Source organism: Beduinella massiliensis, from assembly GCF_900199405.1.
In the GTDB taxonomy this organism is placed as follows: Bacteria; Bacillota; Clostridia; order Christensenellales; family Aristaeellaceae; genus Beduinella; species Beduinella massiliensis.
The window spans coordinates 3579291-3602805 of record NZ_LT963430.1; the positions used below are offsets into that span (position 1 = coordinate 3579291).

The window sequence follows — 23515 nt, forward strand, 5'->3', positions numbered from 1 at the left end:
TCTGTAAAACCGGTAAGTTTCCCCGCTCCCCCTTTGTCCACAATCATGGTATAATCATTGTATTCATAAGAAGAGGAGTCTGATTACGGTGGAAAAAATCACCTGGAAGCGCGCAAATCTGACCGTCACCCGTATGGGCTTTGGCTGTCTGCCCATCCAGCGGCTCGAGACAGGCGACGCGGCTCGCCTCGTCCGCATGGCGTACGACGCCGGCGTCACGTTCTTTGATACCGCCCGCGCCTACAGCGACAGCGAGCACAAGGTTTCGCTGGCGCTCGGCGACGTTCGGGACCGCGTCGTCCTTGCGACCAAGACCGCCGCGAAGACGGCGGACGCATTTTGGAAGGATCTGGACACGAGCCTGCGCACGCTGAACACGTCCTACATTGACGTCTACCAGTTCCACAACCCGGGCTTCGTCCCGCGTCCCGGCGGGGAGGACGGCCTTTACGACGCCGCGCTCAAGGCGAGGGCGGAGGGCAAAATCCGCTTCATCGGCATCACCCAGCACAGCCTGGAGCGCGCAAACGAGGCCGTCGATTCCGGGCTGTACGACACGCTGCAATACCCCTTCAACCACCTGGCCACGGAGGGCGACATCGCCCTCGTGCAAAAGTGCGGTGCAGTGGGCATGGGCTTTATCGCCATGAAGGGGCTTTCCGGCGGTCTCATCACGGACGCGGCGCTTCCGTTCTCCTTCCTGCGCACGTACCCCCACGTCGTTCCGATCTGGGGCATTCAGCGTGAAAGCGAGCTCGCGCAGTTTCTGGCGCTGGAAAAGGAGCCGCCCGTTTGGGACCATGCGCTCCGTACGCGCATTGAAGAGGACCGCCATGCGCTTTCCGGCTCCTTCTGCCGCGGCTGTGGGTACTGCCTGCCCTGTCCCGCGAACATTCCCATCGACACGGCCAACCGCATCACGCAGCTCTTGCAGCGTTCCCCCACCGCCCAATGGCTCACGCCGGAGTGGAAGGAGCGGATGGAGCGCGTCGAAGACTGCGTCCACTGCGGCGTCTGCGCGACGCGCTGTCCGTACGGCCTGAAGCCCTTTGACACGCTGCCCGGACACCTCAGCTATTACCGCGAGCTGTACGCGCAGCAAAAATAAGCCGCCCGGCAGAGAGGATGCCCTTCATGTTTACGCGCTTTCGCGCTTTCTGCAAGACATTGCGCTTTCGTATCATCGCCATCGCAGTGCTCTGCTGGCTCGTCCCCACGCTCGTGCTAGGCGCCTACCTCGGCAGCGTCTTTTTCAGCGCCCTGCGCAGGGAGACGGAAGCGCTGCTCTCCTCTTCCGCAGGGCACGCGCAGCTCATGTGCCTGCAGGAAATCGACCGGCTGCTGGCGCTCGCCCGCGACGTGACGTACGACAACACGCTGGAAAATGCCGAGAGCCTCTATCGGTCGAGCGGAGATTTTACGGACTTTTACAACAAAGGCCGTTCCTACATTCAGCAGAAGTTCACGCGGGAGCGCACGGTCACGTTCGCCACGTTCTTTCTGCTCAGCGCCCCGGACAGGCTCATGTCTACCTCGGATTCGCTCAGCAGCACGCAGGAATTCCTCGCCAACGCGCAGGAGGAGGTCCTCGCGCTGGGGGAGACGCTCGACACGCGCTGCCACTTCGCCTATATAGGCGGCGTCCCTTACCTCGTGCGCAACCTCTACAACAAGCGCATGGAGCGCTTCGGCATGCTGGTGCTGGGCGTCAACATGGACCGCCTGCTCTCCGCATTCCTGGAGGGCGAGCAGATGTGGTCCGGCACGCGGCTTGACCTGCAGCTCGGCGACTACACCTACGTCTACGACGGGGAGCTGCCTGCCGTCACCGTGCAGCAGGGCGAAGGCCTCTACGAGCAGCAGGGGTACATCTACTGTGCGGACGCCGTGCAGCAATACGATTACACGTTCGGCTACCGGGTCAGCGTCGCCAAGTCGGTGGTCTACAGCGAGGTCGAGCAGTTCAGCCGCCTGATGACGGCGCTTCTGCTGCTGCTCGTGCCCATCGCGGGGGCGATTCTGCTCTTCGCGCACCGGCGTATCACCCGGCCCATGGCCCTGCTTTCCCAGGCCACCGGCCGCATGGAGGCGGGCGAACTCGGCGTCACCGTACCCATGCAGGGCTCGGACGAGATCGGCCAGCTCGCGCACTCCTTCAACGCTATGAGCCTTCGCATCCATGAGTTGATCGAAAAGTCTTACAAGGAAGAAATCATCCTCCGCGACGCGCGCATCGAGGCCATGCAAAGCCGCATCAACCCCCACTTCCTCAACAACGCCCTGGAGATGATCAACTGGCAGTCGCGCATGGAGGGCAGCGAGACGATCAGCGCCATGATCGAAGCCCTGAGCGTGCTGCTCAACGCCAGCATGGACAGGTCGGGCGACCGCGTCGTCCCCTTAAGCGACGAACTGAACGTCGCGGACGCGTACTTTTACTTCATCCAACAGCGCTTCGGCCCAAAGCTCACCGCTCAAAAGGAAATCGACACCTCGCTGCTTTCCATTCCCGTGCCGCGCATGGTGGTGCAGGCGCTGCTGGAAAACGCGGTCGAGCACGGGCTGAGCCCCGCGGGCGGCGGTTGGATTCGCCTCGGCGTCTACGCGTTAAACGGCTTTCTTTACATCGACGTGACCAACAACGGCCGGCGCGTCACGAAGGAGGATCAGGAGCGCATCCGCACGCTTCTTACGTACGACGACCGGGACATCCACAGCGAGCACCTAGGCATCCGCAACGTCAGCCAGCGCCTCACGCTCATCTACGGCCCTTCCGCGCGCCTCACCCTCTCGCCGGACGAGCATGGGGACACGCTGGCACGCATCGTCATTCCCCTGGCAAAAGACCCAAAGGAGGAAAAGCCATGATAGGAAAGAAGTCTGCGGCGGGCGCCCTGTTCGCCGCGCGCCTCCTGCTCTGCGCATGCGCCCTGCTCGCCGCGCTTCCCCTTCCCGCGCACGGGGAGGGCGTCACGCTCAGAACCGTCAGCACGTTCACCGGCATCGACGCGGCGGCTGAGACGTATGTAAACCTGCTCAAGTCCTGGGAAGAGGCGACGGGCAACAAGGTCGAGGACAGCTCCTCCAGCGGCGCGGAGGTCTTCAAGGCCGGGGTGCTCAACGACTTCGCCGCGGGCAACGAGGCGGACGTGCTGTTTTTCTTCTCCTGCACGAGCGACAGCCTGCCGATTCTCGGCAAGGTCGTCCCCATCGGGGAAATCAACGCGGCCTATCCCGGCGTGAACCTGCCCGAAGACCCCCTGCTCAGGGAGCGTGACGGGAAGGTCTACGCGATTTCCACGCGCCCTTATTGGGAGGGGCTCTTCTGCAATACCGACCTCTTTGCCCAGGTCGGCGCCGAGCTTCCCACCGATTGGGCGAAGCTGGAGGAGGCCGTCCGCAAGTTTAAGGCCGCCGGCATCACGCCGATCTCCGCTTCCTTCTCGGACATTCCTCATTACATTGCGGACGCGGCGATTCTGAGCGCGTCCAGCCCCGAGGAGTATACCGCCAGTCCGGGCAGTATGGCGGAGCTGCCGGAATCCTGGATACGGGGCACGGAGCTCATCGCCCGCCTCTACGCGATGGGCGCGTTCCCCGCGGACGTCAATGCAACCTCCGAGGCGGTCACCTCGCAGCGCTTCCGCGACAAGGAGGCCGCCATGCAGGTGGACGGCTCCTGGTTTGCCAACGGCATTCCGGAGGCGAATTGGGATTCCACCGTCGTCATCCCCTTCCCGACAACCGGCGAGCGCGCGGACCCGCTCGCCTTTCTGGGCGGCGCGTCCATGGGGTTTTATGTCTCGCGCAAGGCGTGGAACGATCCGGGCAAGCGAGATGCGGCCGTAGACCTGCTCGCTCACCTGACGACCGGCGAAAACGCGGCCGCCCTCTCCGACTTCGCCTTCGGCGGGGAGCTCTACGCCTCGTCCCTGCGCATGATCGAGGCTGGGGAAGGCCACAAGTTCAAGCCGATTCAGGACCGCATGGACCCCCAGGCGCGCTCGATCTGGTTTTCCATGATTCCCTCCGTCGCGGATGGGACGGTCTCTGCCCGGGAAGCGTGGGAGAAAGTCATGGAAGCGAACCCCTTCCCATAAGCTGACAGGGCCATCGTCTTTGGCGTAAATGCGAAATAAACGCACGAAAGATTTGACAGAACATGCCATCAGGCGCTAAACTAGAGGGGGAAACGCGTCCGGCGGTCTGCCCCCGGCGCGAGAGGAGGCGTAGCGAATGTTCAAGGTCGTGCTCGTGGACGACGAACAGATCATTCTGAGCGGTCTTCAGCGTGTCATCGCATGGGAAAAGTACGGATGCGAGGTCGCGGCAACGGCGATGGACGGGCTGGAGGGCGTGCACGTCGTCCGCCGCGAGCGTCCGGACATCCTGCTGACCGACATCAAGATGCCGAACATGGACGGCCTCACGATGATCGCCGCGCTCAAGAGCGAGTTCCCGCACATGCAGATCGCCGTGCTGACGGCCTTCCGCGATTTTGAATACGCCCAGCGCGCCATCCACCTGGGCGTTACGCGCTACCTGCTCAAGCCCAGCAAGATGAACGAACTGGAAGAGGCGATCCTGTGCATGACCGAGCGCCTGCGCGAGCTTTCGCCCCCTGCGGAGGAACCCGCCGCGCCGGAGGAAGCGCCGGGCGACGAGGCGAGCAGCTTCGTGGTGCAGTCCGCCATGGAGTACATCCGGGCGCACTTTACCGAGCACATCCGCCTTTCCGACGTGGCGGACAACGTCTACGTCAGCCAGTGGCATCTGAGCAAGCTCATCAACAAGCACCTGGACAAGACGTTCTTCGACATCCTTAACGCCCTGCGCGTGCAGCGCGCCAAGGAGCTGCTCGCGGAGCCGTCGCTCAAAATCCACGAAATCGCGGAGCTCGTCGGCTTTTCCGACGTGGCGCATTTTTCCAAGACGTTTAAGCGCCTGACGGGCAAATCCCCCGCGCAGTTCCGCCAGTCGGGCATTCATTCGTAATTCATATCCGGCGGACAAGGCCGGGAGAGGAGCATTCATATGCAGGTACAGGTTTACAAAACCGCCGAAAAGGCGTGCCGCGCGGCGGCCATGCTGTTCGCCGCGCAGATCACGAAAAAGCCGGACAGCGTATTGGGACTGGCGACGGGGTCAAGTCCCGTGCCCTGTTACCGCGACCTGGTCGCGATGCACCAACAGGGGCTGCTCGACTTTTCAAAGGTCACCACCTTTAATCTGGACGAGTACTGCGGCATCGACTACGCTAACCCGTGCAGCTACCACGCCTTCATGGACGAAAACCTCTTTCACCACGTAAACGTGCGCCGCGAGGCAATTCACCTGCCGGACGCGGCCGGCGCGGGCGACGGCGGCGCGGCGGGCAGGGCCTACGACGCGGCCATTGAGGCCGCGGGCGGCATCGATCTGCAGCTGCTCGGCATCGGCTGCAACGGGCACATCGGCTTTAACGAGCCCGCCAGCGACTTCACCTACGGCACGCACATCGTCGACCTCGCGGAAAACACCATTCAGGCGAACGCGCGCTTCTTCAAGAGCGAGGCGGAGGTGCCGCGCAAGGCCATCAGCATGGGCATCGGCAACATCATGGCCTGCCGTTCGGTAGTGCTCATCGCGACCGGCGAAAACAAGGCGGACGCGGTCTATCGGTCGGTCCGCGGGCCCGTCGATCCGCAGGTTCCCGCCTCCATCCTGCGCACGCACCCCTCCGTCCTGTTCCTGCTCGACGAGGCGGCGGCGGCGAGGCTGTAACGCGGGACGGGACGATCCCCTGTTCCGAAAATCCCTTTCAGGGATATCGCCCCTGGGAAAGGAGTTTAAAACATGCTCATCCAAAACGGCATCGTCTTCACACAGGGCAGGCTGCGCAAGGACGTCAGCGTGCGCACGGCGGAAGGCGTGATCTGTGAAGCCGGCGCGCTTTCCCCCCGTGCGGGCGAAGAGGTGCTCGATGCAGGCGGCGCTTACGTGCTGCCCGGCTTTGTGGACATTCACATTCACGGATATAAAGCGCACGACTGCATGGAGGGCGAGGAGGCGGTGCGCGCCATGAGCCGGGACCTGGGCGAAACCGGCGTGGCGGCCTTCGTGCCGACGACCATGAGCGCTGGGCGCGAGGATACCCGCGCCGCGCTGGCGGGCATCGAAAAGGTGATGCGGCGCCCGGAGCTTCGCGGCGCGGCGGTGCTCGGCGCGCACATGGAGGCGCCTTACCTGAGCCCCAGATTCAAGGGGGCGCAGGTGGCAGAGTACATGCAGGCCCCCTCGCCCGAGGCGTACGACGCGCTCACCGAGGGCTTTTCCTGCGTGCGCATGATGACGCTCGCCCCGGAGCTCGACGGCGCGCTTTCGCTCATCGCGCACTTCAAGCGCCTCGGCGTCGTCTCCTGCTGCGCGCACTCCGACGCCAAGGCCGCGGACGTGCATGCCGCGGCGGACGCCGGGCTGACGCAGATCACCCACCTGTTCAACGCGCAGTCTCCGCTGCACCACCGCGAACCGGGCGTTCCCGGCGCGGGGCTCTCCGACCCGCGCATCCTCGTGCAGATCATCGCGGACTGCATCCACCTGCACCCGGACGTGCTGCGCATCGCGGCGCTGTGCAAAGGGGCGGACGGGGCGGCCCTCATCACCGACGCCATGATGGCTGCCGGCATGCCCGACGGCAAGTACAGCCTCGGCGGGCAGGACGTCTTCGTGCAGGACGGCGCGGCGCGCCTCGAAAACGGCGCGCTGGCTGGTTCCACCCTTACGATGCACGCGGCTGTCCGAAACATGATCACCCGCTGTGGCCTTGACCCGGAGGCTGTCATCCCCATGGCGACGTCGACCCCTGCCCGCAGCGTAGGCGCCGACGCATACGGCGAAATTGCCGCAGGCAAAGCGGCCAGGTTCGCGCTGATGGACGCGGGATGGAACTTCCTCAGGGCCGTCGGCTGACCCTTTCCCTTCTGCCATGCGGGGCACGGCGAAGCAGCTTTGAAAACCCAAAGCCGCCTCGCCGCCCGTGTGGCTTTTTTATTTCCCGTTTTCCCGTCCGCCGCATAGCCTCGCGCACGCACGGTCAAGCTAAAAGAAAAAAGCGGAGGCTGAAGATGCGCGCGTATTTTGAAGGCTGGTACGTCAAGCAGCAAAGCGAGGACTCGGTTATCGCCTTTATTCCGGCCCTGCATACGACCCCGGACGGACAAAAGGCCGCTTCCCTGCAGATCGTCACGCCGGGCGCGTCCTACTGCGTCCCCTATCCTGACATGGAGCTGGGCGCGGGCCGCCTCTCGCTTCGCATCGGAGAAAACACGTTCACGCGGGAAGGCTGCACGCTTTGCGCGCACGCGAAGGGCGTCGACCTCGAAGGCCGTCTCTCCTTTCAAAGCGTCACCCCGCCGCGCTACGACATCATGGGGCCCTTTCGCTTTTTTCCCCGCATGCAGTGCCGCCACACGGTCATCAGCATGGCGCATCGAGTGAACGGCGGCCTTACCCTCAACGGACGCGCCTACCGCTTTTGTTCTGCCCCGGGGTACATCGAGGGCGACCGCGGCGTCTCCTTTCCACGGCGCTACGTGTGGACGCAGTGCAGCTTTGAGGGCGGAAGCGTCATGCTCTCCGTCGCCCACATTCCCTATCTGGGCCTGGGCTTCACCGGATGCATCGCCTTCGTCTACCTGCACGGACGCGAATACCGGCTGGCAACCTACCTCGGCGCGCGCGCAGAAGCGGTGGACAACCACGCAGTCGTCCTTAAGCAGGGACGACTGTGCCTCACGGCGCGGCTGCTGCGCGCGCAGGACGCGCCTCTTCAAGCTCCGCAGGGCGGCGTGATGCGCCGCGTAATTCGCGAAAGCGCCGCTTGCCGGGTCTTTTACCGCCTCACCGAGGACGGCCACGAGCGCTTTTCCCTCGTGAGCGATCAGGCCAGCTTTGAGGGCGCATGGGATTAACAGTTCTATTTGTCTATCATTTTCATAGACATCTCTTGACATTTCCTTTTTATCGCGTTATAATGTCTATGATTTTAATAGACGGATGTGATTTTATGCGGCATGAATGGCAGGAGCGGCTCTACCGCGCAGACGACGACGAGCTGCGCAGGGGATATCTGCGAGACGGAAACGCCTGTCTCTTCTGCAACGAAAAATTTGACAGCGCGCTGCTCAGCCAGCGCCATGTAGAGGCGGCGCACGGCGGCGTGCTGCACGCGCTGCTCTCGCTGGACAAGTCGTTTACCGGCCTGACGGACAAGCAGCGCGCGTTGATCGGCCTGTGGCACGACGGCGCGAGCGACGCGGAGCTGGCGGGCGTCACGGGCTGCAGCGAATCGACGCTCCGAAACCAGCGCTTTCAGCTTCGCCAGCGCGAGCGCGAGGCGCGGCTGTTCCTGTGCGCGCTGCGCCTCGCGGGCCTGAGCACCCTGCAGCGTCCCCCGCGCGCCAAGGACTTCAAGTCCGACGTCTCGCGTTACTTTCAGGAGGGGCGTCTCGTCTCCATGCCCACCAAGGACGCGCAGCGCGCGAAGGTGATGCTGCACTTTGCGGGGCTGTTTGCGCCCGGACGGCAATACAGCGACGGCGAGGTGCGCGCCATCATCGAACCCATCTGGCCGGATTACGCGCTGGTACGCCGTTATCTCGTGGACAACGGGCTGCTTCGCCGCACGGCGGACGGCCGCACCTATTGGCGCGAAGCGCCGGAAAGCGAGGAACCCATGTCTATCGACAGAAAGGCCGCCAAGTTGGCCTACAAGCAGGCGCAGACGCCCATGGGCATTTACTGCGTGCGCGACAGCCGAACCGGACGCCTGCTGCTGGGCAAGAGCCCCAACGTGGTCAGCGTCAAGAACCATTTCTTCTTCGTCATGCGCTGGGGCAACAGCCCCATCGGCCCCTTCAGCGACCCGCAGCTGCAGGCCGACTTCGCGGATCACCCGGATGACTTCACCGTGGAGGTCGTGGAAACCGTGGACCTCACGAAGTGTGAAAGCCGCGAGGAGGCCCTTCAAAAGCTGGACGAGCTGGAAGACGCGGTGCGGATGCGCTTCGCAGATGCGCCGCAGTACGCGTCCCGCGCCTGAAATCCCCCCTTTTTCTTCCGCGTTTTCTCGAACTTACGGTTGCATTTTTCGCGTCGTTCTGTTATAATTCCTAATTGGCACATCCTTGCTCTGCACAAAAGGATGCAGGGCCATAGTCCAAAAGGAGGTGAAAGGTACAATGAATAAGTACGAAGTGATCTACATCATCGACACCACGATGGAGGAGAACGCCCGCAAGGATCTCATCCAGAAGTTCTCCGACCTGGTGGTGGCCAACGGTGGTAGCATCGAAAAGGTGGACGAATGGGGTAAGCGCCGTCTGGCCTACGCCATCGACTACAAGGTAGAGGGCTACTACGTGCTCATGCAGTTCAACGCCGGTCCCGACGTTCCCAAGGAGCTGGAGCGCAATCTCCAGATCAGCGAGAACGTCATCCGTTCGCAGGTCGTCAAGCTCCTGCAGAAGAAGAGCAGCGTCAAGCCGCGTCCCGTGCGCCCCGCTTTCGTGGCGCCGGCCGTCGAGGCCCCCGTCGCTCCCGTGCAGGAGGCCGCCGTGGAAGCGCCCGCCGCTCCCGAGGCAGCGCCCGTCGAGGAATAAGGCATCCGTCGCAAAAGAAGGTAGGGTGATAGCATGAATAAAGCATTTTTGATTGGCAATCTCACGCGCGATCCGGAACTGCGCACCACGCAATCCGGCATCTCGGTTTGCTCCTTCTCCATCGCGATCAACAGGCGGTTTCGCAATCAGCAGACCGGCCAGCAGGAGACGGACTTTATCAACATCGTCGCGTGGCGCCAGCTGGCTGAACTCTGCTCCCGTTACCTGACAAAGGGCCGGAAGGTCGCCGTGTGCGGCTCCATTCAGACGCGCACCTATGAAGCGCAGGATGGCTCCAAGCGCAGCGCCTTCGAGGTCGTTGCGGACGAGGTCGAATTTCTCAATTCGCCCCAGCAGCAAGAGGGGGGCGATTACCGTCCCGCTCCGCCGCCCGTGGCCGCGCCCTCTGCTCCGGCGTTTACGCCCAGCGAGTCCGGCTTCACGCAGGTGGACGACGACGAGCTACCGTTCTGACGAACCTACGAATTGGAAAGGAGGACATGAGCAATGTCTGAAGATCGTGGCGCACGCCGTCCGCGCGGCCGCAAGCCGCGCCGCAAGGTGTGCAGTTTCTGTGTAGACAAGATCGAGTACATCGATTACAAGGATATCAATCGCCTTCGCCGCTTCACGAACGAGCGCGGCAAGATCCTGCCCCGCCGTATGTCCGGCAACTGCGCAAAACATCAGCGTCAGCTGTCCGAAGCCATCAAGCGCGCACGTGCCATCGCGCTGATGCCCTACACGGTCGACTGATCGCGCGCGCCCTCCCTCGGGAGGGCGTTTTTTTGTTCGCCCGGCGGCGTTCAATGCTTCGCAATCCAAACGATTCGGCCCGTGTGCAGGATTTTTCGTCTGCATCGCGAATGATATAAGGGACTTAACATCTACGCTTCCGGCGTAGCCGCGCCGATCTCTAGAAGGAGGGGTTCCCCATGTACACGATCATCACCGATTCCTGCAGCGACCTGCTGCCCGCCTATCATAAGGACTACGAGGATTTTCTCGTCCTGCCGCTCGAATTTACCCTGGACGGGAATACCTACGAGAACGTACCGGACTGCGAAATCTCCAGCAAGCAATTCTACGACAAGCTGCGTTCGGGCTCGATGTCCACCACCTCGCAGATTTCCCCCGAGCGATTCATCGAAGTCTTCCGCCGTCTTCTCTCGGAGGGCCGGGAGGCGCTGTACATCGCATTCTCCTCAGGGCTGAGCGGCACGTACAACTCCGCCCGCATCGCGCGCGACACCGTGCTCGAGGAGTTCCCGGACGGCAAGCTCTTCGTCGTGGACTCGCTGGCCGCCAGCGCCGGTCAGGGGCTTCTTTGCTATCACGCGCTGGAAAACCGGAAAAACGGCATGAGCCTCGAGGAAAACGCCGCCTGGGTCGAGCAGAACCGCCTGCATCTCGTGCACTGGTTCACCGTGGACGACCTGCACTTCTTAAAGCGCGGCGGCCGCTGCTCGCCCGCCGCCGCCTTCTTTGGCACGCTGGTGAACATCAAACCCGTTTTGCACGTGGACGACGAGGGGCACCTCATCGCGCGCGAAAAGGTGCGCGGGCGCAAGAGCGCGCTCAAGGCGCTCGTCGATCACATGGAAAAGCTGGCCGTAAGGCCCGCGGAGCAGACGGTCTTCATCAGCCATGGCGACTGCATGGAGGACGCGAAGTTCGTCGCCGCGCAGATCACGAGCCGCTTGGGCACGCCCGCGGAATCCATCCACATCAGCGACATCGGCCCGGTCATCGGCAGCCACTCCGGCCCCGGCACGGTCGCGCTGTTCTTCCTGGGCACCGACCGCGGATGAACGAATGGGCACTGCACGAGGCGCTGATGCGCGAGGCGCTTAAGGAGGCCGAGGCTGCCCTGCGCGCGGGGGAAATCCCGGTGGGCGCCGTCGTCGCGCGGGGCGAAAGGATCGTCGCGCGGGCGCACAACGCGCGCGAGGGCCTGAACGATCCCACCGCGCACGCTGAAATTCTGGCGCTGCGCCGCGCGGCAGCCGAGGCGGGTAGCTGGCGGCTCACGGGCTGCGCGCTGTACGTCACGCTGGAGCCCTGCCCCATGTGCGCGGGGGCGATCCGTGCCGCCCGGCCCGATTTCATCTGGTACGGGGCGGACGATCCGGCCGCGGGCTGTACGGGCACGGTTTACCGCCTGACGGAGGATCCGGCGCTCGCGGGACCGGTGGTGCCCGCTTACGGCGGGCTGCTCGCGGAGGAATGCGCGGACGTATTGAAGCGCTTTTTTGAAAAGAGAAGATAGCGCCGGCTGCCTGCGTCAAGGCGATCCGGCAGGGCTTTTGCCGTCGCGAGGGGCTTTTATGCGCCTACACGGCGGCTTCTTTTCGCCCGAAAATCCCAAAGACCGATTGACACGCCTCACGCAATCCTGTATTGTGTTCTTATCGATCAATACAGGATGGAGGGGATATCATTTGCCGGTTCGCATGATTCAACGGGAAGAACTGCTGGAATTTGAAAGACTTGAAAGCGTGGCCTTCGTCTATCCCATGGACACCGCAGAGACGGAAAAGCGGCTCGAAAAGGATTCCGAACCCCAGGAGCCCTGCATCGGCCACTTCAACGATGATGGCGTGCTCACGGCGTGTATGGTGCTGCCGGAATACCGCATGCGCTACGAAGGACATTGGGTGCCGATGGTGGGCATCGGCGGCGTGGCCTCGCTGCCGGAATACCGCTTTGGCGGCGCAATCCGGCAGATCTTTCAGGCTGCTTTCCGGCGCATGGTCGAAAGCGGCGTCGTCTTTTCAGCCCTGTACCCCTTTTCGCACGCATACTATCGCAAGTTTGGCTACGAGCTCTGCCAGACGACGACGGGATACGAACTGCCCGTCCAGGCGCTGTCCGCGTTCCGCTATGACGGAAAGGTTCGCATGATTCGCCCGGGCGAATCGCTCGACGGCCTGAAGGCGGTCTTCGACGCGCACTTTCTTGACAGCAACCTGGCGATTCAGCGCGAGGACCGTCACTGGACGCGGCTCTTGGGCAAGGACGCGTACAAGGAACGCGTATATACTTATCTGCTCGAGGACGAAAACGGCCCCAGCGCCTACGTCGTGCTGGCCGCCGAGGACGCCGGTCCGTTTGAAAAGAACGGCAACGTGCGCGAAATCGCCTACGTCCGCCCGCGTGGACTGACGGATGCGCTGGGATTCTTGTACCGCCTGTCTGCGCAATACGGAAAGCTGCGCATCCCCCTGCTGGACGGCGTCCCGCTGCCTGCGCTGCTGCCCGAAAGCTACGACGTGAAGGCCGGCATCCGCGAACAGCCGATGGCCCGCGTGATCGACGTGAAACAGGCGCTCTTGCTCAAGCGCCACTTCGACGGCGCGCGCTACACGCTGCGCGTGCGCGACGAAATCCTCCCGGAAAACGACGGCGTCTTTGCCGTTCGCTGCGAGGGCGGCGAGGTGTCGGTGGAAAAGCGGGAAGACGGCGAGGCCGATCTGTCGCTCGACGTGCGCACGCTGACGCAGCTGTTGCTGGGTTATCTGTCGCTCGACGAGGCCCTGTACAAGGCGGACGTTTCGGCGGCTTCAAATCTCGACACGCTGCGCCGCGTGTTCGTCAAGCGGTCCGTCCTTCTGACGGAACATTTTTGACCGGTTTTCCGAAAAAAGCCCGCGCGGGATCTTCCGCGCGGGTTTTTCTGCGTTGAAGGGGCGGCATTCCGCTTACGGGGTTTCTCCGCCCTCGCTGCATTCGCCGCGATACTGCTCCGGCGTGAGATGGGTATGGCGCTTAAACGCCTGAAAGAAACTGGAGCGATTCGTGTAGCCGGTGTACTCCATGACCTCAGCAACGGTCTTTCGCGTTTCCCGAAGCAATTCCATGGCCTTTTCCATACGTTGCGCGCGAATGTAGTCGGACAGCGAGGCGTCGTAGTAATCCTTGAAGAGCTTTCGCAGGTAGTTGGTGCTGAGCCCCGCGTGTTCGGCAATCCTGTCCGGCGAAAGCGAGGGATCCTGCAAATGGGCGTTTATGAAGTCCATGACCTCCAGCAAGGTGTCCTGCCAACGGCCGCACGCCCCGCCGCGTCCGCCGTCCACGCGTTCGCTTACCTGCTCGCACAGGGTGCGCAGGCGGGCGCTGATTTCCTCCAGCCCCGCCGCCCGTCCGATGTCCTCCCGTACCTCGCCCAGCGCGTCGCCCTCCAGATGCTTGGAAAAGGTAGCGGCGACGGTATGCGCCGCCAGCGTCGCCAGAAACTGAACGTCCGGGTAGGGTGCCCCGCGCCAGCCGTCCACGAGCGCGTTCAGCGCCGCATCCCAGCCCCGCCGGTCCCCCGCGCGCAGCGATTCGATCAGCCGGTCCAGTGCGTCGTCTCCCTGCACAGGGCGCATCATCGCCTGATAGGCCTCGTAATCCTGCTGGGTATAGATGCGCTCTTCTCCAAGGAAGAAGTGCAGGTAGGTCGCCGTGTACAGCTCGTTGTACCGCGCCTGCACAGCGGCGGCCTCCGGGCGCATCGGGTCGCCAAGCGAGATCGCCAGCGAGATGTCCGTCTGCTCCTGCGCGAGCGCGCGAAAACGCAGCAGCGCCTCCCGAAGCGGGGCATCCTCCATCCCCGCAGGGAAGATCAGCAGCAGATGGTCGTCGCCCATGTCCACGCTGTCCGCCGAAAGGGACGCCTGAGAAATGCAGCGCATCGCCAGCTGCTCCAGCTCGTAGCGGATCAGCACGCGCCGCGTGTAGTTTTCGCGCATGCGCAGGCTGCCGTAGCCTTCCATGCGCGCCACGCACAGACGAAGCAGCCCGCCGCCCGGCATTACGGCCTGCAGGGCCTGCGGCGCGCCCGTGAGCAAAAAGCGATGCCACTCCTCGCCGCGTATGGTCTGCCCGTGGCGTCCCAGCGTCGCGCGCAGGCTTTCCAGGTTTTGCAGCAGCGAGTCCACGCTCTCCTTGAGCAGCGCCGCCTTGTTCCGCGGGCCCGTCGTCCCGGCGGCCCCCATGAGGCGGTTTACAATGCGGTCATACGGCGAGAGCATCCGCCAGGACCAGAGGAGCAGCGCGCCTGCCAGCACCAGCACCGTCAGGCAAAGGGCCGCGGCCAGGATGCGCAGATACCACCCGGTCTGCCCGCCCGTGGGCGTCACGCGCAGCACGTGGCAGACCGTCCAGGGCTGGTTGACCATGTGCAGGCTCGACACGAGCGTCTGGCTGCCCATCCAGCCGGAAAAAAGCGTGTCCTTTTCGCCGTCTTCCGCCCGGCGGAGGATCTCCTCCAGGTCGTCCGGCGCGCGGCCCAGCAAGCAGTTTCCCTCGGCATCCACGACGAATAGCTGCTCCTCCGCCGAGCTCTCGCCCAGTATGTTGCGCTCGATGGCGCTGGTGCTGACCAGCAGGACCATGCGCCCGTCGTACGTCCGATCGATCAGGGACATGGGATAGGTGACCGTGAGCCCTTCAAGCCCGTCCTGCGCAAAGGGTACGAGGCGCACGAGGCCGGGCCGAGAATCCTGCGCCATCTGAAGCAGCGACGCGCTGGCGGGCTGGCTGTAGGTGGAAAGGCCCGTCCTGGAGGAATAAATGCGCTCCGTATGGCCGTTAAAGAGAAAGATATCGTTCAGGTATCGCTCGCTCTTGAGGTAGCGGCCCACGGAGAGCGTCATGCGAATGTCGCGGTAAGGGTCCTGATCCTCCTTGTAGAGCCACTGAAAGACGTCCGGATCGTTGTAAACCGCGTAGGTGTAGGAGAAGACCGTCTCGATCACACTGTCCAAATGGGAAGCGACCTGCTCTGCCTTGCTGCGCGAGGCCTGTTCCAGCGCCGCGCGCGACGCCTGAATGTACGCTTCCGAAAGGACGAGGCAGAGGATCATCAGGGAAACCGCGGCGATCAGCGAGGCCCGCAGCGCGAAGCGCACCCATGTGCTCTGCAGCAGGTTCTTCATCCATCCATCCCCTCCTTTCGGTAGACCTTCCCTATTATAGCGAGATCGAACAAGTTTCGCCTAGGGAAAAATGAATTTCTGCACCCTGCATTCAAAAATTGCACCCCATTTATCGGAAAAAGCGTCCATTTTCATACTCAAAACGTCAATCTTCACACTAGGCGGGCTCCCCTGGACGCGTGTATACTGCGAATAGACCAAGCGAAAGGGCGTGATCGCATGCAAACGGCACTGAGGCGTTTTGGACAGGAGATTCGGGCAAACCGATACATCTACCTCATGATGGTGCCCGGCCTGCTGTTTCTGTTCGTCTTCTCCTACATGCCGCTGTCCGGCTACCTGCTTGCCTTTAAGGATTATACCCTGCAAAAGGGCATCTGGGGAAGCCCGTTTGTGGGGCTGAAAAACTTTCAGTTCTTCTTCTCTACCCGCGATTGGCTGCCCATCACGCTCAACACGCTCTATCTGAACGCCCTGTTCATTCTCTTCGGCATGGGCTTCGCGGTGGTGCTCGCCGTCCTGCTCAGCGAGGTGCAGCGCACCTGGCTCAAGCGCCTTTTGCAGTCCGGCGTGTTTCTGCCCTACTTCGTCTCCTGGATGGTGGTGCAGCAGATGATGTACGCGCTGCTCGCCTCGCAGCAGGGGCTCCTCACGCAGGCGATCCTCGCGCTGACCGGGAAGACCGTAAGCTTTTACGCTACGCCCGGTTACTGGCGCGTGATCCTGACGCTCGTATACGTCTGGCGCTTCTCCGGCTACTACGCGGTAATCTTCATCGGCGCGGTAACCTCCATCGACCCGGCTTACTACGAAAGCGCGGTGATCGACGGCGCCTCCCGGCTGCAGATGGTCCTGCGCATCACGCTGCCGCTCATCCGCAAAACCGTGCTGGTCATGATGCTGATGGCGACGGGCCGCATCTTCTACGGCGACACGGGCATGCTTTACGGGCTCATCGGCGACAACAGCCTGCTGTACAGCACCACGGACGTGATCGACACCTACGCCTATCGCGCCATGCGCCAGACGAACAGCTTCTCCATGTCCTCGGCCATCACCGTCTGTCAGGCTGGCATGGGCGTCCTCACGATCCTGCTGTTCAACTGGATCGCCAAGCGCATCGAGCCCGACGCACGGCTGTTTTAAAGGAGGTACGCCCTATGAATCCGGCTTTGAAACATCCCGGCAGGAAGAACGCCATCAGAAGCTCCCCCGGCGAGCGCGCTTACCTCGGCGTATGCGGCCTCGTGCTCGCATTTTCCTTCGTCCTGTGTATCCTGCCGTTTTACCTCATCATCGTCAACTCCATGGTGCCCGCCATGGACCTGACGCGAAACGGCTTTCAGCTCTGGCCTAAAGATTTCTCGCTCGACGGATATCGCTACGTGCTGGGAAACGGCAAGGTCTTCACCAACTACATGGTTTCCATCACCGTGACCGTCTGCGGCACGGCGCTGGCCACGGTGGTGACCGCGATGTTCGCCTACGGTCTTGCGCATCCGCGAGTCAAGTACCGCTACAAAATTTCCTTTCTCACCTACATCCCCATGATCATGGGCTCGGGCCTGGTGGGCTTCTACCTGCTCATGGTTTCCGTGCTTCACCTGAACGATACGCTGCTCGCGCTGATTCTGCCCTACGTGCTCAGCCCCTTCAACACGTTCATCATGGTCTCGCACTTTCGCGACCTTCCCTACGAGCTGACCGAAGCCGCTTACATCGACGGCGCGCACGACGGCTTCGTGTTCTTCAAGGTCGTATGGCCCATGTCCATCATCCCGACGGTGACGATTATGCTCTTTTACGCGCTGGGCTACTGGAACGACTGGTGGCTGGCAAACCTGTTCATCACGCGCGCCGACCTCAAGCCCCTGCAAATCCTCATCCGCAACATCATCTCCCGCCAGCAGATGGCCTCCATCATGGGCAGCTCCGCCAACTTCGTCATGCAGCCGCTCACCGTGCAGCTGGTGACCGTCTGCATTACCATCGGCCCGATCCTGCTGGTATACCCCTTCATCCAAAAGTACTTCGTGCAGGGCATCACCGTCGGCGCGGTCAAAGGCTGATTCCGTTGAACCTCTCACGCGGATGCGTGAAAAAATAAAAGGAGGGACTCTCATGTTTCAAAAGTTCCTATCCCTGCTGCTGTGTGCGGCCCTGTGCCTGGGCACGGGCGTCCTGGCCCTGGCCGACGACGCGCTGCCCCTGGAGGAGATCGTCATCTACGTTCCCGGCGATGCCCCAGCCGGTCTGGAGCAGGTGGAGAAGGCGATCGAGGACGCCTGCCGGGACGAGCTGAATATCGATCTCAAGTTCATCTACGCCGGATGGGACGACTACGGCGGAAAGATGCAGATGGCCCTGGCCGCCGGGCAGAAGTACTCGCTGGTGTACGACGCCTCCTGGGGCTCCATGAACACCAGCATCGCGGGCGGCTACTACGAGCCGCTGGACGACCTGATCCGTCAATACGCGCCGAATCTCGTCGCCGCCAAGACGGAAGAAATCCTCGACGCCAACAGGGCTAAGGGGCCGGACGGCGAATACCATCTGTACGGCATCCCGCTCGGCGACTACTACGGCCGCGCGATGCAGTTCCTGGTGCGCAAGGACATCCGCGAGGAGCTGGGCGTGCCGGAGATCAAGACCGAGCAGGAGCTCATCGACTTTGCGTACAAGGTCAAGGAAGCGCATCCCGAGCTCACCCCGATCATCACCGGCCGCGCCGCAGGCAACACGATGGCGGCCATGCTCGCCGCGTTCGACCTGTACGAGATCCCGGATTACATGTGGATCACCGATATGGGCTGGGAAGGCGTCTTTTACTTCAAGAACAACGACGGCAGGATCTACAACATCTTCGACGACATGCCGCAGCCCCTGTGGGAGGACATCCAGCTCGCCCGCAAGCTCTATCAGGATGGCATCCTGCACCCGGACGTGATGTCCCTGCCGGACTGGTACGCCAAGGTTCAGGAGGGTTCCTGCGCCATTTCCTGCGGCGCGGACATCGGCGTAGCCGGTTCCCTGCAGCAGGCGCTTTCACAGGCCGATCCAAACGGCGTGTACGAAGCCGTGACCTTCTACGACTTTGACCAGGACAAGAAGTTTGCCACCGACTTCAAGGCGTGGGATTTCTGCTTTATCCCCTCCACCAGCACGCCCGAGAACAAAGCGCGCACGCTTCAATTCCTCAACTGGGTATCCGAAAATCAGGAGCACTTCGACCTGTGCGCCTATGGCATCGAGGGCGTGACCTGGGAGCCCATCGGCGACAAGCAGTTCAAGGTCAATTCCGACCTTTGGTCCGCCGAGACGTGGACCTGGGTGCGCAACGCCGCCTACGAACGCTACGACAGCAACTTCACCGAAGCGGACCTCGCGCACATCGACCGTTTCCACGACAAGGACTTCTTCTCCAGCAGCGTACTCAGCGGCTTCAGCTTCAACTCCGAACCCGTGAGCAACCAGGTGTCGCAGTACAACGTCGCGCTGCAGAAGTATTGGTTCGCCATTCAGAACGGCGCAGTCGATCCTGACGAGGGCATGAAGCTCTTCCGCGAAGAGGCTTACGACGCGGTGAGCGCCATCTGCGCGGAGATGCAGAGCCAGATCGACGCTTACCTCGGCAAGTAACGTTTCCCGGCGAGGGAGGAACGGCGGCCACGGCGCGCAATACCTCAGGCGTTTCTCCCCGCCCTTTAAAGATCATCTACGATGGAGGCGACCGCCATGCTCGATGAAAACGTGCTATCCTTTGCCCGTGCGGAGCTCCGCCGTTACGCCGCCCTGATGGACCCTGCCTACGACGTGGCGCAGATTCGGTTCGTTCCCTTTTCCAAGGCGGAGTTCAAAGCGCTGGACGTCCGGGATCCCTATTGGGACGACGCCTATCGCATCGACGTGGAGGATGGCCGCGGCGTCATCGCCGTCTCCAATGCCCGCAGCGCGCTGCTCGGCGCCTATCGGCTCTTGAGCGATGCGGGCTGCGCCTTTCTGCGTCCCGGGCCCGAGGGTGAAATCGTCCCCCGCGCAAGCCTCTCGCGCCTCGAATCGCACGTTCAAATGTGCGCCGCCTGCCGCCACCGCTGCATCTGCATCGAGGGCAGCGTAAGCCTGGAAAACGTGCTGGACATGGTCGATTTCGCGCCCAAGGCGGGATACAACGCCTACTTCACGCAGTTCATGGAGGCCTACACGTTCTTCGAGCGCTGGTACACCCATAAGGGAAACCCGCTGCGCGCGCCGGAAACGTATACGCCAAAGCTCGCCCGCGAAATGCTCGCCGCCGTCGTCCGTGCGGTGAAGCGCCGCGGGCTCCTCTACCACGCGGTGGGACACGGGTGGACCTGCGAGCCGTTGGGCATCCCCGGCCTGCACTGGGAGGACGACGGCATAGAACCGACGGCCGCTCAGCGCGCCTGCATGGCGCAGGTCGGGGGCGTGCGCGGGCTCTATCGCGGCATCGCGCTCAACACCAATCTGTGCTACTCAAGCCCTGAGGTGCGAAGCCTCATGGCGCAGGCCATTGCCGGCTACGCCGACGCACACCCTGAAATCGACGTGCTGCACGTGTGGCTTGCGGACGATTTCAACAACCAGTGCGAATGCGACGCCTGCCAAAAGGCCCGTCCCTCCGACTTCTACGTTCAGATGCTCAATGAAGCGGACGCGCTGCTCACGCAAAGCGGAAATCCGGTGCGCATTGCCTTCCTGCTCTACTTCGACCTGCTCTTCCCGCCGGAAAAGACGCGGCTCTCCAACGAGGACCGCTTCATCCTCATGTACGCGCCCATCACGCGCAGCTTCTCCCGTTCCTTCGCGGGCGTGCGCCCCTCGGAATCGATTCCGCCCTATGCGCGCAATCGCCTCGCATTCGGACCGGACCTCGCAGAAAACCTCGGCTATCTCGCTGCCTGGCAGACCTCCTTTGGCGGCGACAGCTTCGACTTCGACTACCACCTCTGCGGCGCGGTGAGCTATGACCCCGGGCACATGACTGTGAGCCGCGTGCTGCACGGCGACATCCGCGCGCTCGCCTCGCTCGGTCTCAACGGGCTCGTCAACTGTCAGCTCCAGCGGGTGTGCATGCCCCATGGGTTTGCGCTCAGCCTCGCGGGGTGGACGCTGTGCGACCCTTCTCTCGACTTTGACGCAGCGCGCGACGCGTATTTCGAGCGATCGTTCGGCCCGAAATACGGCGCGGCGCTCGCCCTTTGCGAAACGCTCAGCCGCCTGTTCCCCATGGATCTGTACGGCCAGGATCATCCTGCGCCCAGTGAAGACGCGGCGCGCAGCCTGGAATCGTTGCGCACGTGCCTGAAAGAAGCCAAGCTGCCCGTGCCAGAGGAGCTCTGCCCCGCACAGGCGCGCTCTTGGCAGAACCTGCGCTTCTGGCGCTCGCTGACGGTCCGCCTATGCGATTACCTGATTCCCTTTTCCCGCCGGGAGACCGCGCTCTGGCAGCCCGCCTGGGAAGCGCTGCGGCGCTTTGCCTGGGAAAGCGAACCTCAGGTACAGCCGGACTTCGACGTCTATTGCTTCCTGGAGCACTACCGGCGGCAGCAGCCGTAATCGACCCTTTCCAAACGCAGAAGCCCCCTAAAGCGGGTATTCACCGCTTTAAGGGGCTTCGTCTTTGTCTCTACTCCGCGCACAGCGCGCGCAGCACCCGCGTCTCCCGTTCGACCCAGCGCAGCACGCCGACGCCGCTTTGCATCAGCCGCTCGTTATAGGCGATAGCTTCCCGCGGTTCTACGAACACAGGCGCCATTTCCAGCGCCACTTCGTAGCCGGACAGGCGCTGCCCGGCGTTTTCAGCCGCGCACAGCTCGCAGGGATAGTACAGCGAGGTCATGTAAAAGTACTGACTTTCGTCGTACAGATCCCTTCGCCGCTCAATGGCACGGCAAAACAGCGCACCCGCCGGACGCACCAGATAGCCTGTCTCCTCTAGCGTCTCACGCACGAGCGTCTGCGCGTCATCCTCGCCCGTCTCCTGCCCTCCGCCCGGGAACTTGTAGTCCCCCTTGTTGGTTCGGACCAGCAGCAGCCTTTCCCCGCGCCAGACGACGGCGCGCACGGCCAACCGCCGCAGCGTCGGAGCGCCCTCCGGAATGGGCTCACCCAGCGTAAATTCGATCATGATGCAACCTCCTGCTTCAGCGGGTTCCCGATCAGCAGCGCGAGCATGACGGGCGCCGCGGCCATCATCGGATAGACGTAGCGAACGTTGATGACCGGCCCCAGGAGCAGCACCGGCACGAGACCCCAGCAGGGCAGCAGCGCGACGACGGCACGCCCGCGCCCCATTCGCCAGAGGAGGAACGTCGACGCGATCAGCAGCCACGTGTAAATCCCGGGCGCGAAAAGGATCGAAAGCACGCCTATGCGGCGGTAAACGCCGTCCGAAGCAAACGCTTCGTAATAGGCATGCACGCGCGGCAGCCATCCAGGACGGTCCAGCGTCTCCCCCGGCCACGTAAAATAATCGATCGTCTCGACGTAGCCGACGCCGTCCTTCATGTACATATTGGCATGCGCTGCGTTATCGGGATACCAAAGTCCGCTGTTCAGCGCCAGCGCGGCACTCAGATAAGTGCCCGGGCACTTGCGACCGATAGACAGGTAGACCTGTGCGTACTTGACAGGGTCTTCTGCCAGCACATCCATATGCAGGTGATCCTTGACAGGATCTGCAAAAAACGGGAGGTAATTCTCGAAGCATTCCGCGTCGAACAGCGTCTCCAGCGCCCCCCGCTCCTCATCGTCGATTCGTTCAGGATGGGATTTTACCGCCGCAGCGATCTGCTGTGCCGGAACGCTGAGCATCACCGCGCCATTTCCCTTTGAGGCCTGCAGGACGCTCCCCAGCGCCATGTTCATCAGACCGTATAGGGACAAGACAGCTGCGCATAGCGCGATCAGCCTGCAGCGCTTTCCCTTAAAGACAATCACGAGACCAACGGACAGTGCAAGCACGGCCGCTACTCCGTTATGGCGAAGCAAGCACAGCGCTGCAAGCGAAAGAACAAGGCGAAGAGCAGGCAGGCGAAGCCTAAAGAAGGCGTCAATATCCCGCAACGCCTCGATCACATATAGCGTAGTCGGGAGAAACAGGGCCGAAAAGAGCACGTCCTTGGTTATCGCGACCGCAAGCAGCGCATGGGTAGGCCAAAGCGCGAAGTACAGCGCCGCACTCCCCCAAAGCATTCGCGGCGCGCCCCAGACCCGCAGCTTGAAACATGCATAGGCGAACGCGCTGCTCAGGCAAAGCAGTTGAAAGAACGCATACAGCGCGACGCCCATCCGTCCTCCGCCTCCGGCGCGGATGCACAGCGTGAGCAGACCCGTGTGCAGAAGCGGATGGTTGCTTACGTATTCCCCGGATGCGATCTGGCTCAGCTGCGTGCCGGTGTCGTACGAGGTGATCGCCGGAAAATACGCAAGCCACGCCGGCAGATAGCACAGAGCGATGAAAGCCCACATCGCAAGAAAAAACGCAAACGGATGCGCGCCTGTGCTTCCCCGTGCCGGCGAGCGCTTTGCAAGCGTCTGCCTCGCGAGCGCCAGCAACGAGGCGATTCCCGGTGAAAGCGATAAAATGGCGACGGCCTGATAAGGCAACCGTGCGCGCGTAAAGGCATGCTCCGCGCGCACGCACAGCTCGCTTCCGAGCACCAGCATGGCCGAAAAGAGCACGCCCATGACCATTTCCGGCACGCCAAGGCATCCGCTTCTTTCTGCACGCCGGATGAGCAGCGCGAAGGCCAGGGCGACGAGCAGCAGCGCCGTGCTGTTGGTCAGCGCCTCTACGGGCTCGCGCAGGGCCATCGTTAAGGGAAGCGCCCAGGCCGCGAGCGCGCCGAGAAGCAAGCAGCCCGCCAAGTTCAGAACTTTTTTCATGGTGCATCTCCGTCAGCAGACGATTTATTCGCACGCCCACTGCCC

Annotated in this window: 21 protein-coding genes; 18 read left to right on the top strand and 3 right to left on the bottom strand. The window is 62.6% G+C overall.

The window, feature by feature from the left end:
- The first annotated feature begins 88 nt into the window (after positions 1 to 88).
- The 14 genes from C1725_RS17160 (at position 89) to C1725_RS17225 (ending at position 13270) form a co-directional block, all read left to right on the top strand.
- Entirely contained in the window at positions 89 to 1108 is a 1020-nt protein-coding gene (locus C1725_RS17160; RefSeq protein WP_102412907.1) for an aldo/keto reductase, read from the top strand.
- Between the two features lie 26 nt (positions 1109 to 1134).
- Positions 1135 to 2868 (top strand): sensor histidine kinase, encoded by a 1734-nt coding sequence (locus tag C1725_RS17165; RefSeq protein WP_346026788.1) that lies wholly within the window; start codon positions 1135 to 1137, stop codon positions 2866 to 2868.
- Positions 2865 to 4100: an extracellular solute-binding protein gene (locus C1725_RS17170; protein ID WP_102412909.1), complete on the top strand. Its 1236-nt coding sequence runs from the start codon at positions 2865 to 2867 to the stop codon at positions 4098 to 4100. The genes C1725_RS17165 and C1725_RS17170 overlap by 4 nt, the downstream gene beginning before the upstream one ends.
- A gap of 136 nt (positions 4101 to 4236) precedes the next feature.
- Positions 4237 to 4995 carry a response regulator gene (locus C1725_RS17175; RefSeq protein WP_102412910.1) on the top strand — a complete coding sequence of 253 codons (759 nt, stop codon included), beginning with the start codon at positions 4237 to 4239 and terminating at the stop codon, positions 4993 to 4995.
- A 39-nt stretch (positions 4996 to 5034) separates the two neighbouring features.
- Complete coding sequence (gene nagB, locus C1725_RS17180; protein ID WP_102412911.1) at positions 5035 to 5763, top strand: glucosamine-6-phosphate deaminase; 729 nt, start codon at positions 5035 to 5037, stop codon at positions 5761 to 5763.
- Positions 5764 to 5835: 72 nt separating this feature from the next.
- A complete protein-coding gene (gene nagA / locus C1725_RS17185; RefSeq protein ID WP_102412912.1) occupies positions 5836 to 6951 on the top strand; it encodes an N-acetylglucosamine-6-phosphate deacetylase in 1116 nt (371 codons plus the stop codon).
- Between the two features lie 155 nt (positions 6952 to 7106).
- Positions 7107 to 7952: a tocopherol cyclase family protein gene (locus C1725_RS17190; protein ID WP_346026789.1), complete on the top strand. Its 846-nt coding sequence runs from the start codon at positions 7107 to 7109 to the stop codon at positions 7950 to 7952.
- A 95-nt stretch (positions 7953 to 8047) separates the two neighbouring features.
- Positions 8048 to 9082 carry a DUF2087 domain-containing protein gene (locus tag C1725_RS17195; RefSeq protein ID WP_346026790.1) on the top strand — a complete coding sequence of 345 codons (1035 nt, stop codon included), beginning with the start codon at positions 8048 to 8050 and terminating at the stop codon, positions 9080 to 9082.
- A 139-nt stretch (positions 9083 to 9221) separates the two neighbouring features.
- On the top strand, positions 9222 to 9641 hold the full coding sequence (rpsF, locus tag C1725_RS17200) for a 30S ribosomal protein S6 (RefSeq protein ID WP_102412915.1): 420 nt from the start codon (positions 9222 to 9224) through the stop codon (positions 9639 to 9641).
- A gap of 33 nt (positions 9642 to 9674) precedes the next feature.
- Positions 9675 to 10115 carry a single-stranded DNA-binding protein gene (locus tag C1725_RS17205; protein WP_102412916.1) on the top strand — a complete coding sequence of 147 codons (441 nt, stop codon included), beginning with the start codon at positions 9675 to 9677 and terminating at the stop codon, positions 10113 to 10115.
- Between the two features lie 33 nt (positions 10116 to 10148).
- Positions 10149 to 10397, top strand: coding sequence for a 30S ribosomal protein S18 (rpsR, locus tag C1725_RS17210; protein ID WP_102412917.1), 249 nt, complete (start codon positions 10149 to 10151; stop codon positions 10395 to 10397).
- A 179-nt stretch (positions 10398 to 10576) separates the two neighbouring features.
- Positions 10577 to 11452, top strand: a complete 876-nt coding sequence (locus tag C1725_RS17215) for a DegV family protein (protein ID WP_102412918.1) — start codon at positions 10577 to 10579, stop codon at positions 11450 to 11452.
- Complete coding sequence (locus C1725_RS17220; RefSeq protein WP_102412919.1) at positions 11449 to 11910, top strand: deaminase; 462 nt, start codon at positions 11449 to 11451, stop codon at positions 11908 to 11910. Before C1725_RS17215 ends, C1725_RS17220 begins: the two co-directional genes overlap by 4 nt.
- 172 nt (positions 11911 to 12082) lie before the next feature.
- The gene (locus C1725_RS17225; protein WP_346026791.1) at positions 12083 to 13270 is read left to right on the top strand and encodes a GNAT family N-acetyltransferase; all 1188 of its coding nucleotides are present in this window, start codon (positions 12083 to 12085) and stop codon (positions 13268 to 13270) included.
- Positions 13271 to 13342: 72 nt separating this feature from the next.
- On the opposite strand, the gene C1725_RS17230 is transcribed toward C1725_RS17225, so the two are convergent.
- Positions 13343 to 15562 carry a helix-turn-helix domain-containing protein gene (locus tag C1725_RS17230; RefSeq protein WP_102412921.1) on the bottom strand — a complete coding sequence of 740 codons (2220 nt, stop codon included), beginning with the start codon at positions 15560 to 15562 and terminating at the stop codon, positions 13343 to 13345.
- A gap of 219 nt (positions 15563 to 15781) precedes the next feature.
- Here C1725_RS17230 and C1725_RS17235 point away from each other — a divergent pair, with 219 nt between their 5' ends.
- The 4 genes from C1725_RS17235 (at position 15782) to C1725_RS17250 (ending at position 21139) form a co-directional block, all read left to right on the top strand.
- Positions 15782 to 16708 (top strand): ABC transporter permease subunit, encoded by a 927-nt coding sequence (locus C1725_RS17235; RefSeq protein WP_102412922.1) that lies wholly within the window; start codon positions 15782 to 15784, stop codon positions 16706 to 16708.
- Between the two features lie 14 nt (positions 16709 to 16722).
- A complete protein-coding gene (locus tag C1725_RS17240) occupies positions 16723 to 17631 on the top strand; it encodes an ABC transporter permease subunit (RefSeq protein ID WP_102412923.1) in 909 nt (302 codons plus the stop codon).
- A 52-nt stretch (positions 17632 to 17683) separates the two neighbouring features.
- The gene (locus tag C1725_RS17245) at positions 17684 to 19201 is read left to right on the top strand and encodes an ABC transporter substrate-binding protein (protein ID WP_346026792.1); all 1518 of its coding nucleotides are present in this window, start codon (positions 17684 to 17686) and stop codon (positions 19199 to 19201) included.
- Positions 19202 to 19297: 96 nt separating this feature from the next.
- Positions 19298 to 21139 carry a DUF4838 domain-containing protein gene (locus tag C1725_RS17250; RefSeq protein WP_102412925.1) on the top strand — a complete coding sequence of 614 codons (1842 nt, stop codon included), beginning with the start codon at positions 19298 to 19300 and terminating at the stop codon, positions 21137 to 21139.
- Positions 21140 to 21209: 70 nt separating this feature from the next.
- Here C1725_RS17250 and C1725_RS19525 read toward each other — a convergent pair whose 3' ends face one another.
- The gene (locus tag C1725_RS19525) at positions 21210 to 21710 is read right to left on the bottom strand and encodes an NUDIX hydrolase (protein WP_346026793.1); all 501 of its coding nucleotides are present in this window, start codon (positions 21708 to 21710) and stop codon (positions 21210 to 21212) included.
- A complete protein-coding gene (locus C1725_RS19530; protein ID WP_346026794.1) occupies positions 21707 to 23470 on the bottom strand; it encodes a DUF6020 family protein in 1764 nt (587 codons plus the stop codon). Before C1725_RS19530 ends, C1725_RS19525 begins: the two co-directional genes overlap by 4 nt.
- Positions 23471 to 23515: the final 45 nt, after the last annotated feature.

Coding starts and splice junctions, on each gene's coding strand:
- nagA (WP_102412912.1), top strand. CDS start 5,836: ATGCTCATCCAAAACGGCATCGTCTTCACACAGGGCAGGCTGCGCAAG.
- C1725_RS19525 (WP_346026793.1), bottom strand. CDS start 21,710: ATGATCGAATTTACGCTGGGTGAGCCCATTCCGGAGGGCGCTCCGACG.
- C1725_RS17205 (WP_102412916.1), top strand. CDS start 9,675: ATGAATAAAGCATTTTTGATTGGCAATCTCACGCGCGATCCGGAACTG.
- C1725_RS17220 (WP_102412919.1), top strand. CDS start 11,449: ATGAACGAATGGGCACTGCACGAGGCGCTGATGCGCGAGGCGCTTAAG.
- C1725_RS17250 (WP_102412925.1), top strand. CDS start 19,298: ATGCTCGATGAAAACGTGCTATCCTTTGCCCGTGCGGAGCTCCGCCGT.
- C1725_RS17165 (WP_346026788.1), top strand. CDS start 1,135: ATGTTTACGCGCTTTCGCGCTTTCTGCAAGACATTGCGCTTTCGTATC.
- C1725_RS19530 (WP_346026794.1), bottom strand. CDS start 23,470: ATGAAAAAAGTTCTGAACTTGGCGGGCTGCTTGCTTCTCGGCGCGCTC.
- rpsR (WP_102412917.1), top strand. CDS start 10,149: ATGTCTGAAGATCGTGGCGCACGCCGTCCGCGCGGCCGCAAGCCGCGC.
- nagB (WP_102412911.1), top strand. CDS start 5,035: ATGCAGGTACAGGTTTACAAAACCGCCGAAAAGGCGTGCCGCGCGGCG.
- C1725_RS17245 (WP_346026792.1), top strand. CDS start 17,684: ATGTTTCAAAAGTTCCTATCCCTGCTGCTGTGTGCGGCCCTGTGCCTG.
- C1725_RS17195 (WP_346026790.1), top strand. CDS start 8,048: ATGCGGCATGAATGGCAGGAGCGGCTCTACCGCGCAGACGACGACGAG.
- C1725_RS17235 (WP_102412922.1), top strand. CDS start 15,782: ATGCAAACGGCACTGAGGCGTTTTGGACAGGAGATTCGGGCAAACCGA.
- C1725_RS17230 (WP_102412921.1), bottom strand. CDS start 15,562: ATGAAGAACCTGCTGCAGAGCACATGGGTGCGCTTCGCGCTGCGGGCC.
- C1725_RS17240 (WP_102412923.1), top strand. CDS start 16,723: ATGAATCCGGCTTTGAAACATCCCGGCAGGAAGAACGCCATCAGAAGC.
- C1725_RS17175 (WP_102412910.1), top strand. CDS start 4,237: ATGTTCAAGGTCGTGCTCGTGGACGACGAACAGATCATTCTGAGCGGT.
- C1725_RS17170 (WP_102412909.1), top strand. CDS start 2,865: ATGATAGGAAAGAAGTCTGCGGCGGGCGCCCTGTTCGCCGCGCGCCTC.
- rpsF (WP_102412915.1), top strand. CDS start 9,222: ATGAATAAGTACGAAGTGATCTACATCATCGACACCACGATGGAGGAG.
- C1725_RS17215 (WP_102412918.1), top strand. CDS start 10,577: ATGTACACGATCATCACCGATTCCTGCAGCGACCTGCTGCCCGCCTAT.
- C1725_RS17190 (WP_346026789.1), top strand. CDS start 7,107: ATGCGCGCGTATTTTGAAGGCTGGTACGTCAAGCAGCAAAGCGAGGAC.